Annotated in this window: 10 protein-coding genes and 1 pseudogene; 8 read left to right on the forward strand and 3 right to left on the reverse strand. The window is 70.7% G+C overall.

All coding sequences use genetic code 11. From position 1 onward, the window contains the following. Positions 1-994 precede the first annotated feature (994 nt). The 3 genes from ACFW2Y_RS30145 to ACFW2Y_RS30155 all read left to right on the forward strand — a co-directional run bounded on the left by ACFW2Y_RS30145 (position 995) and on the right by ACFW2Y_RS30155 (position 2887). The gene (locus ACFW2Y_RS30145) at positions 995-1642 is read left to right on the forward strand and encodes a helix-turn-helix domain-containing protein (RefSeq protein WP_384885458.1); all 648 of its coding nucleotides are present in this window, start codon (positions 995-997) and stop codon (positions 1640-1642) included. Beyond that, complete coding sequence (locus ACFW2Y_RS30150; RefSeq protein WP_383845881.1) at positions 1639-2124, forward strand: hypothetical protein; 486 nt, start codon at positions 1639-1641, stop codon at positions 2122-2124. Before ACFW2Y_RS30145 ends, ACFW2Y_RS30150 begins: the two co-directional genes overlap by 4 nt. A gap of 307 nt (positions 2125-2431) precedes the next feature. Then, positions 2432-2887, forward strand: a complete 456-nt coding sequence (locus tag ACFW2Y_RS30155) for a hypothetical protein (protein WP_384885460.1) — start codon at positions 2432-2434, stop codon at positions 2885-2887. Between the two features lie 775 nt (positions 2888-3662). Here ACFW2Y_RS30155 and ACFW2Y_RS30160 read toward each other — a convergent pair. The 3 genes from ACFW2Y_RS30160 to ACFW2Y_RS30170 all read right to left on the reverse strand — a co-directional run bounded on the left by ACFW2Y_RS30160 (position 3663) and on the right by ACFW2Y_RS30170 (position 5296). Further along, on the reverse strand, positions 3663-3902 hold the full coding sequence (locus ACFW2Y_RS30160) for a hypothetical protein (RefSeq protein ID WP_384885473.1): 240 nt from the start codon (positions 3900-3902) through the stop codon (positions 3663-3665). 64 nt (positions 3903-3966) lie between these two features. Then, complete coding sequence (locus ACFW2Y_RS30165; RefSeq protein ID WP_384885462.1) at positions 3967-4254, reverse strand: hypothetical protein; 288 nt, start codon at positions 4252-4254, stop codon at positions 3967-3969. Between the two features lie 274 nt (positions 4255-4528). After that, positions 4529-5296 carry a hypothetical protein gene (locus ACFW2Y_RS30170; protein WP_384885463.1) on the reverse strand — a complete coding sequence of 256 codons (768 nt, stop codon included), beginning with the start codon at positions 5294-5296 and terminating at the stop codon, positions 4529-4531. A 348-nt stretch (positions 5297-5644) separates the two neighbouring features. Between ACFW2Y_RS30170 and ACFW2Y_RS30175 the strand changes: the two genes are divergently transcribed. From ACFW2Y_RS30175 to ACFW2Y_RS30195, 5 genes and pseudogenes are all read left to right on the forward strand, one after another. Continuing rightward, positions 5645-6409 carry a TnsA-like heteromeric transposase endonuclease subunit gene (locus tag ACFW2Y_RS30175; RefSeq protein ID WP_384885465.1) on the forward strand — a complete coding sequence of 255 codons (765 nt, stop codon included), beginning with the start codon at positions 5645-5647 and terminating at the stop codon, positions 6407-6409. After that, positions 6406-8676 (forward strand): transposase, encoded by a 2271-nt coding sequence (locus ACFW2Y_RS30180; protein WP_384885467.1) that lies wholly within the window; start codon positions 6406-6408, stop codon positions 8674-8676. Before ACFW2Y_RS30175 ends, ACFW2Y_RS30180 begins: the two co-directional genes overlap by 4 nt. Further along, on the forward strand, positions 8654-9916 hold the full coding sequence (locus ACFW2Y_RS30185) for an AAA family ATPase (RefSeq protein WP_384885469.1): 1263 nt from the start codon (positions 8654-8656) through the stop codon (positions 9914-9916). The genes ACFW2Y_RS30180 and ACFW2Y_RS30185 overlap by 23 nt, the downstream gene beginning before the upstream one ends. Position 9917: 1 nt before the next feature. Next, positions 9918-11801: a TniQ family protein gene (locus ACFW2Y_RS30190; RefSeq protein ID WP_384885471.1), complete on the forward strand. Its 1884-nt coding sequence runs from the start codon at positions 9918-9920 to the stop codon at positions 11799-11801. A 10-nt stretch (positions 11802-11811) separates the two neighbouring features. After that, positions 11812-11973, forward strand: a pseudogene (locus tag ACFW2Y_RS30195) (ATP-binding protein); the annotation flags it as partial. Between the last annotated feature and the right edge of the window lie 96 nt (positions 11974-12069).

Here is a 12069-nt window from a genome sequence, read left to right on the forward strand (position 1 = left end):
GGGTCTGACGGTACGGCTAGTGGGGCCTCCAGTATGGGAGTTGGGGGGGAGCGCGGGGCGCTCCCGGCGGGTCCGCTGCGCTCCCCCGCCTGACGGTCCTTCCGGCTGCGCCTCCAGTCCCTTGGGACCCGCTGGCGCGGGCCTGGCTGGCTGTGAGGGGGTGGGGGTCGCTCGTTCGTGTGGGTTCCAGTGTAGTGCGTGCATCAGGTTGATGCAGCATGTACCGTTGACGGAAACACAGGACACCCCCCAACCACCTGGGCGGGGCGCGCTATTTGATGAGTGGTCAGCGCCGGTATTTTGCACCCCTACTCAGGCGAGGAATTACGAAATTGGGACGCTGTGAACCTCAGCCACAGAACGGTACCCCGGATATCGGAAAGGGTGAATTCCGGCGTGCGGAGGTACGCGAGCCGAACGGCCCCCAGGGCCGGGCGGCGGAACCGATCACCGGCACCAGCCACGCTTCCTCGCTTTTGAGCGTCACGGTCGGCACCACCCGAGACTCAGAGCCGCTGCTGCCGTCCACGACCCGCAGAGGAACGACGGGGCCGCACGCGAAGCCGCGCGCGCCACGACGGGGTCCGGTCCGCGGGCTCTCGTGCTGCTGCTGATGGGCCGATCCCACGGCGTGGCGATGCTTGATCGCGGAGGGGAGAGTCGGTATCACGCGCGCGCACGCTCTAGAGACAAGAGCTTCACGTTTTCGCAGGTCAGAGAGCCGAGTTCAGAGAGATATGTCAGTCCGGGGCTGACATATCTCCGTCGCGACGTCAGCCGTTCCTGACCCATCAACATCGTTTCGTGGCAGTAGTGCCACGAAACAGCGCACGGTGCGGCAGCGGGAGGTTCGGGCCCGAACCGGAAGTGGAGGTCAGTCCTGGGCTGACGTACGGGTGACTTCCGTGTCGGTGCTGCCGCGTTTTGGTGGCACTACTGCCACGGTTCTCCGCTATGGTTCTGACAACATGACGATCAAGGAGGCAGCGACCCTATGAGCTCAGGGCCCCTGGACGGCAGCGCAGCGCCGAAGCTGCCCGGCGCTCCGTCCCGTCGGCGGCGGCGCCCGAAGCCGCCGCCCACCGCCTACAACCGGTCCTCCGGCTCCACCATCGAGCTGCCCGCCGGCCACGCCGCCCAGGTCTTCCCGGTCGGCTCCAGCACCGGCTTCATCGGCGAGGCGTTCTCCATGGACAGCTTGGAGTTCATGCGCTGGGCTGCCGTCCGCTACGACAGCGACCGGTTCGTGCTCGTGGTGCTGTTCCACCTGATGGGTTCCCAGAAGCCCGGCGGGCTGATCGAGGCCAAGCATGAGGACGTCGCCGCAGACCTCGGATACAGCCGCTCTCACATCAGCCGCGTCTTCAACACCCTGGAGACCGACGGCGCGCTGCGCAGGGTCCAGCGCGGCCTCTACCAGCTCAACCCGGCCGCGTCGCTCAGGGGCGGGCTCAGGGAGCCGGAGAAGGGCGCGAAGAAGCGCTCCAAGACGGGCATGAGCGACAGGGTGGAGCAGCTGGACCTGCTGCGCGAGATCATGAATGACCCGGACGCACCCGAAGCGTTCCGGGCGATGGCCGCTCCCGGCGCAAAACTGGAAGTGCGCAGGGAGTCGGATGGGGAAGGGAAGACCACGTCATGACGTCCGCTGCCGAGGAATGGGTTCCGCGCCGCAACGTGCTGTGGGGGAGCTTCAACGGTCTCGCGTACGTGCCACGGCTGCCTCCCACCGCCTACACGCTGCTGCTGCACATGATGACCGAGCAGGAGCCCGGCGGCCTGGTCGTCGCCACCCACGATGAACTCGCGGCCGGTCTCGCGATGGAGCGCGGCATGATCAGCCGCGCCATGCAGCACCTGGTCGCCGCCCGGCTCGTCACCGTGGTCCGCCGCGGCCGCTTCCAGCTCCACCCGATGATCGCCGCGTTCAACGACCCCCGAGAACAGCAGCGAGCCGTCAAGGCGCTGCCCCGGGACATGCGCCTGGACGCCGGCGACTTCGAAGACGAGTACGAGCGTCGCTTCCAGCTCCACCTGGACGAGAAGGCCCGCAAGGCCGAAGCCAAGGCCAAGGGCAACGTCACCCCCATCACCAAGACGACCCGCCTCAAGCGCGTCCACTGACCCGGCTGCCCGGCCGGGCAGCCCGGCGCCGCACCCCCTGGTGCGGCGCCGTTTGCGTGCCCGGAGCAGTACATCGTTCCCCTCCAGGGGAAAGCGCAGGTCACGGGCAGGGGCGGTCGGTGATCGGTAGCACCAGCGGAACCGTCTTGTTCTAGTTCTCCAGAACACGGGCGGCCTGGCACCAGCGAGGCGCACATCGTTCCCCTGGAGGGGAAAGGCGCAGGCGGCGCGGTGCGTACGGGCGTTCCCGGGGTGGAGCTCCGCGCGCCGCCTGCCCGGGGGCCGGCCGTCGCGGTAGGAGTGCAGGGTGACGTACGACTTCGGCCTCCACTTCAGCCAGGAGCTGGGCAACCGCTTCGGCCCGGACCCCGACAGCTGGCCCTCGACCGCAGAGCGGGTCACCCCGTTCCTCGCGATCGTCGTGAACGCCCTGGGCGCGGACGAGGGGCAGCGGTGGTTCGAGACGGCCCGCAAGGCCCACCTACGCGTGACCGAGGCGGAGCGCGACCGCAGCTACCACTTCGGCTTCGCCCACTACCTCGACACGGCGACCGGGGCGCACGAGGACGTCACCCTGCCCGTGCTCGCGGCCTTCGAGGCGCTGAAGGCCGCGTACACGGTCGCCCGCTACGGAGACGGCCCGGACGTCGACGTGTACTTCGAGGGCGCGGCGCAGGCGTGCTCACGTCTGGCTGCTGCACGCCGCGAACGCGTGCAGCAGCTGGAGCAGGGCCGGGAGAGGCGCTCGGCCGCTGCACGGTGAGGCCAGCCTTGCTGCACGAGCAGCACCCGTGTGCCGCCCGGGTCGGGCGATGCTGCACCGGGCGCGCGGCGGACCGGTGCAGCACCCGGGCCTTGCACCCTTCCGCTGCCCTTGCGCCCTTCACCACCAGGAGCAGCAGCCCGTGCAGCACGGCGGGCAGCAGGCCGGAGGGTGCAAGGCGCCGACTAGTGCCGGAGAGCCTCGCCGGGAGGCCGCCGGGGCCGTGCGAGCGGGCCAGGGCCGGGCACCGTCTTGCACCCCAATGTAGGTAAGTAGTTGTAGTACCTACGTGCGGGTAGAACTTTCTTCCCCCTGAGAACGGAGCTCGCGACCGGGAGAGCGAGAACATCAGCGCCGGAGACGAGCCGCGGTACGTCGGCCGGCGCACCGCGGAGGCACCCGGGCCGCACGAAGCGCTGTACGCCGCTGTGAGGGCACGGGAGGCCCGTGATCACCGCTCGGGAGCCCGGAACGGCTCAGAGAGCCACAGGGAGCCGCACAGCGCCGGGAAGGATCATCTACGCCCCGAGCTGACCGCGCCGTGGCGTGTTCCGTCCGGCCGTGCGATTACTGCGCACCAGAACCACCGACCGCATCACCCATCCGCGACAGCGAGGTTTTCCACAGCCTCGACTACCGGTACCTCGCCTACGGCGGATGACAAGCGCGCACCCGTCATCAGGTCAGTCAGTCCTAAGTCTTCCTCTTACGCGAGCGATCCCTCACCAACCGGCGGACCCGATCCCTCACCAACCAACGAACATGCCGTCGCGGGTCAGACCTCGAGGTACGCGACGACGACCACGGTCCGCAGAGCGGTCACCCAGTACAGGAGGCGTACGCGCTCGACCTCGTCGGCGTACTCGCGCAGCTGGGGGCCGGCGGTGTCGCCGGGGATCGGCTCGCCGACGTCGGGGACGACGGAGACGACGACCAGGGCGCGGTCCAGGGCGTGGATCTCCGCCTCGCTGGTGATGTTCTCCAGCTGCTTGGCGGCGGAGTCGGAGAAGGCGATCCGGGCGCGAACGGGCGTGGGTCACCACGGTATCGGCCGCACGGCCGCTGTGGGCCCGCTCTGCTCAGTCGGGCACGGGGCTCGCGGCCGCGGCTCCTTCGACCTTGAGGCACCAGGGCTCGCCCGCGCACTGCCCGCCGAGGCCCGGCTCGGGGCAGGTGCAGTCCGGCTCCCGTCGCGTCACCTGCGTGATGAGGTAGAGGCCCGGGGTCATCTTGGCGATGCGCAGCTTCTGGACCTTCGCGGTGGCTTCTTGGATCGAGGCGGCGTGGGTGGTGTAGATCAGGGTGGTGGCGCCCGGGTGGGACGGGTCGGTGCACCGCGCCACGACCTGGTAGTCGTGCTTCGTCATCGCGTCTCCAGGGTTCTGCCGGTGGTCACTCCGGGAATTCTTCCGCACTCGTCGGCCCGCCCGGAACGGATCGCGACGGTTACGTTCCGTATGGATCTCCCTTGACACCCCGGATTTCGGCCCTGGAGGGGGTCTCAGCACCCTCCGGACCCCACCAAACGGACATAACAGACAGAACTCGGGGCGGTGTGACAGTTCTCGCGGGGAGCGTGACACCCATGTCACGCTCACTCTCCGTTAGCGTGACATGGATTCCGGGCGGTTGCGGCCGGGGTCAGCTGGCCTCGGGACGGGCACGGGCGAGGAAGACGGCGAGCGCGCCGGCGGCTTCGGGCTCGGTGGTGGCGAGCCGGGCCGCGAACGCCAGCTCGTCGACGTCGGCGCCGGGGACCAGGCGGGCGAGTTCGGCGAGCAGCGCGGCATGGGCGAGGACCGGCGGGGTGAGAAGGCCGGCGGCGGCTTCGCGGGCGGCCGGGTCGCAGTAGTGCCCGAGGTGCGCGGCCAGGGCGTGCGCGAGCCAGGCGTCGACGTCGGCCTGGACGTATCCGCCGGCTCGCCGGGTGAGCTCGTCGCGGACGGCTTCGTCGCCTTCGGCCGGCTCGGCCTGGTGCAGGGTGCCGAGATCGCGCAGCGCCTGGAGCTCGTCGGCGCGGGTCGCGACCCGGGCGGCCTCGCGGATCTCGGCTTCCCGGGCGGCGGCGGCCGCGGCTTCGGCGGCGAGTTCGGCCTGGACGACGTCGTCGGTGTCCGGGTCGTAGACGGTGCCCGACGGCGCGGCGGTGAGCAGCTGGTCGAGGCGCTCCCATTCCGCGAGCTCCGCCCGCCCGCGGACGTCGTCGGTCAGGCCCTCGTGGCGGGAGTCCTGCCGCGCGTCGAAGCGGGCGTCGTCGAGTGCCGCCGCGACGGCGCCCGCGTCCATCCCCTTCGCCCGGCGCCGTACGACGCGGCGGCCGATGCGGGCCGGGTCGACCGGCTCCCGGGGCGCGGCGACGCGCGGGGCGAGCGGGCGGCGGGTGCGCGAGGGCGGCCAGGGCAGGGTCATGATCGGCCTCGTATTCGTGGTGCGGATTTTCGGAGCGGGCCGCCGTCAGAGCGCTGTGTGACGGCCCGCTGGTGAGCCGAAGCTCAGGAGTTGTCACCAGCGGGACCGGCCGAGCTGGCGAATGAGGACGGTCGAGGCAGTCTGGTTGTCACCAACGAGGCATCCGACTTGTCACAGACGTTCATTCAGCAGTCTTTCTGTCACCAGAAACGAAGATCGGGAGCCCGAGGTTCTTTCTGGCGCTTCGATGAGCTCATGGCCGCTACACGTGCTGAGTCGGGAAGGGTAGCCGAAGCCGCTGACACCGGGGCCGTCTGGTCGCATCGGTGCAGCTGGGAGGACCTTTTCGTGCAGACGGACGTCGACGCGGGCAGGTCCGGCCTGGATCTGGGCGACGGCTGGACGAGACGGTGGGCGGTCTCGTGGCGGGCCGGCGGGGACGATGCCTCCTGCTCGGTGCACGATCTCGTACAGGAGCCGGTGCTCACGAGCGACCCGATGCGGCACTTCACCTGGCGCCGGGACCAACGGCACCGTCCTGGCCTGCAGTTCCTGACCAGCACCGGCCGGCACCACGGCGCGGAGAGCCTGGAGGAGAGCCGGGTGCTGCTGGCCCTGGACTTCGCCGGCGACGTGGTCGACGTCGTCTCGCAGCCGCTGAAGATCTCCTTCGCCACCTGCGGGAAGCGCCGCGCCCACACCCCTGACTACCTCGCGGTGACCCGCCGCGGCGTCTGGCTGATCGACGTACGCCCCGAGCCTTTGATCAAGGAGCCGGACCGGGAGTCGTTCGCCGCGGCCGCCGAGGTCGCCGTCGCCTGCGGCTGGCGCTACGCGGTGGCCGCCCGCTGGCGCGAGCACGCCTTCGCGGGCCTGGACGCGATGGCGTCGCGGCGCCGGCTGAGGTCCGATCCGCTGGCTCTTCGGCCGGTGCTGCTCGCCGAGGCGGCGGGCGGGCGGTGGTTCGGCGAGCTCGCGGCGGCGACGGGCTGCGAGCCGGTCGCCCGGGCCCAGCTGTTGCACCTGCTGTGGTCCCGGAAGCTGGGCATCGACCTGGCCGGCCCGCTCCAGGACCGCTCGCTCGTCATGCCCGCCGGGGAGGCAGGCCGGTGACCGCGGCGGCGGTCCTGGACCTTTCCCCCGGCGCCGGGCTGGTGCTGGACGGTACGGAATGGACGGTCGAGCGCCGCGAACCGCACCTGGGCCGGGTGCAGTTGGTGAAGGACGACGGCACCCGCGAGCGGATGACCTTCCGGTTCCTCGCCAACCATCCGCAGTGCCGGCCGTCGTCGCGGACGTCGGCGGCGGGGGCCGACCGGGGCCGCCAGCGCAAGGCGACCGAGGACCTGAAAACGGGCCGGCTGGAGCTGACCGAGCTGCGGATGGCCCACCTGCTGGAAGTGGCGACCGGGTTCCGCTCCGGCGACCCGTTCCACCCGGGCCCGGGTGAACCGAGGGCCGAGTACGACCCGGCGACGACGACGCTCACCGAGCGCCGGCACACGAAGGTGGCGGAGCTCGCGGCCCTGGACCCGCAGCACGCAAGGCTGCTGGGGCTGGGCTCGGTCGGCTACCGCACGCTGATCCGGTGGGAGAACGCCCGCCGCCGGTTCGGGCTGGTCGGCTGCGCGGACGACCGCTGGTTGCGCCGCAGCGGCGGGACTCGCACGGTTTCCGAGCCGGTGCGGGAGGCGGTCCTGGCGGTCCGCGAGGAGACGCAGCGGATGGCGAAGGTGTCGATGCGGACGAAGGACCGCATGATCCGCCAGTACGTCCGCGAGGAGTTCGGGCCCGAGACGAAGGTGCCCAGCTACGACACCCTGCGCCGGCTCTGGCAGGAGTGGTTCGGCCCCGGCGGCGCCCGTCAGCGCTACGCTCGGTCGGCTGATCTGCCGGAGTCGCAGGGGCACGTCCTGGTGCACCGGCCGGGCCAGGTCGTCGCTCTGGACACCACGGTGCTGCCGGTGATGGTCCGCGAGCACGTCTTCGGCGATCCGGTGAAGATGCACCTCACCCTGGCCCTGGACGTCTGCACGCACTCGCTGGTCGCCTTCCGGCTGACGCTGGTCTCCGACACCTCGGTGGACGTCGCGATGGTGCTGCGGGACGTGACGATGCCGCTGCCGATGCGGGCGGACTGGGGCGAGGACCTGGAATGGCCCTACCCCGGCCTGCCCGCCGCGGTGGTGGCGGAGTTCGCCGGGCACGCGGTGGCCGGCCTGCCGTTCTTCACCCCGGAGACGGTGACCACCGACCACGGATCGGTCTATCGCAACCACCACCTGGTCGAGGTCGAGCGGGTCCTCGGCTGCCAGGTCCTGCCCGCGCGGGTGCTGCGGCCGACCGACAAGGCCGCCGTCGAGCGGGCCTTCGGCGTGATCAGGCAGCTTTTGTTCGAGCACCTGGTCGGCTACACCGGCGTTGACGTCGCCGACCGCGGGGCCGACCCGGCCGCGGACGCGGTGCTGACGGCTGACCAGCTCGAGCACCTGATCGCGACCTGGATCGTCGGCGTCTGGCAGAAGCGCAAGCTGGGCGAGTACGCCCCGGCCTGGGATCCGGATGGCTCGCACAGCCCGAACTCGCTGTTCGCGGCGTCGTTCGCGCAGACCGGCTTCGCGATGGACATCCCCTCCCCGGAGCTGTTCTACGAGCTGCTGCCCGCTCACTACGTCCGCATCGACAAGCGCCGCGGGGTGAAGATCCGCGGACTTTGGTACGACGACCCGGACGTCCTGCGGGACTACCGCGGCGAGCTGTCGACGCGGGGTGGCAAGCACAAGGGCAAGTGGCTCATCCGCCGCGACCCGCGGGACCGGCGCCAGGTGTTCTTCCAGGACCCGATCAGCCATGCCTGGCACCCACTGCCCTGGACGGGGATGCCCCGGGCCGGGCAGATGCCGGCCTTCGGGGACGCGCGGGCCAGCGCCCTGCTCGCGAAGGCCGCCGCGGCCGGGCTGAAGCCGAAGTCGGACACCGAACTGCTGCCGGTGCTGCTGGAACTGATCGGCTCGCACATCCCGGTCAGCAAATGGCCGACCCAGATGAAGAAATCCCAGCGCACCGAGCACGCCCGCGCGACGCACCAGGCCAAGGCCGCGCAGACCGACCGGCCGCCGAGCCCGCCGGCCCCGGCCCCACAGCCCGCCCCCACTCCTGCTCCTGCTGGGAAGGGGACGGCGACGGTGCTGAGCTGGCCGGGCCGGGCCCGCCAGACGCAGGACGCGGTCGCCGGGGAACGGCGCCGGCGACGGGAGGCCGTCCGGCCCGCGCCCGTCCCGCCGCCCGAGCTGGGCCACAGCTTCCGGGCCCGCAGCGTGTTCGTCCTGCCCGAGGACGACCTGGAGGAGGACCGTGGTGGACCAGACGACGCCGGATGAACACGCGGTCGTTCCCTTCCTGCGGGCCGGTCCGCCGCCGGACCGCACCCGCTGGGAGGGCTGGCAGCAGTGGCGGAAGATCCGCGGCACCTTCGTGCCCGCACCACGGCTCACGCTGGCGGACTACCAGAGCCTGAGCCCCCGGCGTCGGGCCTTGCACGACCTGCACCGGACCGCGACGCACGTCAACATGCGGCTGCAGGAGACGCCGATGAGCGCGCGGGTCGCGAACCTGATGCGCGGTCGGCTGCAGAACAACGCGGTGAAGTTCATGCCCGGCACCCGCGACGGCCTGATGATCAACGGCGGCGGGTTTCAGGGCAAGACCGAGACCGCCTGCGACGCGGCCGCGTCCTTCGAGGACGTCTGGCGCGAGGTCCACCACCAACTGCTGCCCGGCCCCACCCCCGGCACCCGGGACGTGTTCGTGCCCGTCGCCTACTGCCGCCTGCCGGTCCGCGCGACACCCAAGGGCCTCTGCAAGGCGATCTTGAACGTCTACGGCAACCCGCACCCCGGAACCCTGGACGACCTGGTCAGAGCGGTGCGGGACGCGATCCGGGACCATCACACCACCGCTCTGCTGATCGACGACATCACCCGGCTCCGGCTCCACCGCGAGGACGACCAGGACACCCTCGACCTGATCCGCGAACTGATGGACCTCAACGTCACCCTGATCCTGATCGGCGTGGACATCCCCGGCTCCGGCCTCCTGCGCGGCGCCTACGTCGACCAGCGCACCGGACAGTGGGTCTTCCCCGACCACGGGCGAGGCGGGCGGCACCACGCCGCGGCCGCCACGCAGACCGGCCGCCGATTCGACATGGTCGATCTCGATCCGTTCGACTACTCCACCCCGGTCGGCATCACCGCCTTCCTCGACCACCTGGCCGGCATCGAGGACCAGCTGCGGCTCCTGCGGTCCTTCGAAGGCATGCTGACCACCGGCGAGATGCCCGAGTACCTCTTCGGCCGCACCTGCGGGATCGTCGGCCTGCTGCGGCGACTGGTCGAGGACGGCTGCACCGAGGCGATCCTCACCGGCGAAGAACGCCTCACCCCCGAACTGCTCGCGAAGACCACGATCCACCTCGGCAACCTGGACGACCTCGACCCCGGGGCCGGCGAGGTCCCCGACATCCCGCAGAACACCGTCCCGCCCGCGAAGACCCGCCGCGGACGCGGACGCAACACGGTCCTCGACGACCGCGGAAACAGGCCGGCCGCGGGTGACTGACATGCCGATGAGCCCCGGGCGGCGGCCCTTCGGACTCAGCCTCGACCCGCTGGAGGGCGAGTCGCTGGCCGGTTTCGCCCTGCGTCTGGCCCACCGCCTGCACATCTCGCCCCACGAGCTCGCCCGGCTGACCGGCCTGACCGAACAGGACCGGCTCGGTCGGGCCCGCGCGTCACTCTCGACGCGGCTGACACCGGCCGAGATCAAGAACTTCGCCGCCACCACCCGCCTGGACCCCCGCGAGGTCCGCGCGATGACGCTGGAACCTCTCGCCTCCCGCTATCCGCCAGCGGCCCGCAGCGTCGCCAACGTCCGGGCCGGCAACGTCTACTCCATGCACGCGGACCGATGGCTGTTCCCCACCACCGCCCGCTACTGTCCTCGCTGTCTCGCCGGCGACGGCTCCGACATCCAGCACGCCCACGGCGGTCCCTGGCAGATCCTCTGGCGCCTTCCCGTCGTCTTCGCCTGCCCGCGCCACGAGGTCTTCCTGGAACACCTCTGCCCTCGCTGCCAAAAGCCGGTCAACTTCAGCAACCGGGCCCAGTTGTTTCCCCGTCCCGCCGCCTCCGGAGTCCACCCCGCCCACTGCCGGACTTCCACGGTTCGGGACACCAAGACCGGCCGGCACGACGACCCCTGCGGGGCATCGCTCGCGCACGACCCACTGCACCATCACCGGCCCGGGCCCGGCCTGCTCGCACTCCAGCGCAAGATTCTTCGCCTGCTCCGGCCGGGCGGTCCGAAGCAGCCGGCCCAGCAGTACTTCACCGAGCTCATCCTGCTCGCCGGCCTGGTCATGATCTGCTGGCCGCGCGTCCAGGCGGTCGGCACCACCCGCCAACTCGCCGAGGCCGTGGCCCAGCACCTCGCCATCCACGAAGGAACCGACTCCCCTCTCTATCGATCCACCGGGGCGCCCGTCGACGCGTTCGTCTGCGCTGGCCTCCTCCAGGTCACCGACCGCCTCCTGGCCGCAGACGACCTGCGCGAAGCACTCGCCGCGCTCGCCCCCGAGGAGAACCGCAACCGCAGCGGAATCCCGCCCACACGGCACCTGATCTGGGACAGAACCTTCAAAAGGCAGCGCAGCGCCTGCTCCGAGCGCTTCCAGGACGCCGCCGACACAATCGTTCCCACCTTCCGGCGCACCGGCAAAGGCGGACTCCGCCTCCCCTCCACCGGCGTCGGCCTGCGACCCGAACACATCCCCGCGTTCCTGCCCCAAGCCCTCGCCGACCATCACCTCGGCTTCCTCTCCGCCATCGCCCCCAAGATGCGCCGACGCAGTGCCTCGGTCTTCCTCGTCCGGCGCGCACGCGGCGGCAGCCTCGACGAAGCCGCCCAGTTCCTCGGGATCAACCCCCAGGGCAAGCGGAACGGCTACACACAACTGCTGAACCGCCACCTCCGCACCAGCGGCACAGCCCGCGACTTCGAGCAGTCCCTCGACGCCATCACTGCCGAACTCCTCGCGGGCCCCACCATCGACTACCAGCACCGACGCGAGGTCCTCGCCACCTGGACCCTGGAACCCGAGAGCTGGCAGCACATCCTCGCCCAGCTCCCGGTCCTCACAAGCCATCGAAAGCCCATCAGCGACGACCGCAGACGCCTGGCCGTCAGCGCCTACATATGGACCCGCGCCACCGAAGGCGAGCCCGACTTCGTCCCCTGCCCGCCGCACATCGCACACGACCCAGCGCTACGTGCTGTCTGGCTCCGAGAGCGGCACAACGTCTTCCACTGGCTCCGCACAACGGACTACCAGCCCTACTACGGCGCCCTCAAACCACTGCTCGAAGACCACGCCAAGCTCCTGGCCAAGGCGATCGACCGCACCGGATCTTCCACTCTCCCTGTCCCAGCAGCCCGCAGACGCTAGCGTCAGGTCCATGATCGTATGGCTCAACGGCACTCACGGCGCGGGCAAGACGACGACCAGCGCGCTCGTCCAGCAGCTGATCCCGGACTCACGGGTGTTCGACGCCGAGAAAGTCGGCGAGACACTCATGGACATCAAGCCAGGACTGCCCGCGACGGACAACTTCCAGCACTGAGGTCTTCTCGGTAACGTCTCGTGACGGTTTGTGATCTTCATTCAGGCGGTGCGGCCGTGTTCGAGCTGCAGGACGACGAGGGCAGCTCGGGCG

It is taken from the genome of Streptomyces sp. NPDC058877 (genome assembly GCF_042742855.1).
Classification (GTDB): Bacteria; Actinomycetota; Actinomycetes; order Streptomycetales; family Streptomycetaceae; genus Streptomyces.

What these genes read in the sequence shown, in the direction of transcription:
- ACFW2Y_RS30165 (WP_384885462.1), bottom strand. Translation starts at nt 4,254, where the DNA reads ATGACGAAGCACGACTACCAGGTCGTGGCGCGGTGCACCGACCCGTCC.
- ACFW2Y_RS30170 (WP_384885463.1), bottom strand. Translation starts at nt 5,296, where the DNA reads ATGACCCTGCCCTGGCCGCCCTCGCGCACCCGCCGCCCGCTCGCCCCG.
- ACFW2Y_RS30145 (WP_384885458.1), top strand. Translation starts at nt 995, where the DNA reads ATGAGCTCAGGGCCCCTGGACGGCAGCGCAGCGCCGAAGCTGCCCGGC.
- ACFW2Y_RS30150 (WP_383845881.1), top strand. Translation starts at nt 1,639, where the DNA reads ATGACGTCCGCTGCCGAGGAATGGGTTCCGCGCCGCAACGTGCTGTGG.
- ACFW2Y_RS30190 (WP_384885471.1), top strand. Translation starts at nt 9,918, where the DNA reads ATGCCGATGAGCCCCGGGCGGCGGCCCTTCGGACTCAGCCTCGACCCG.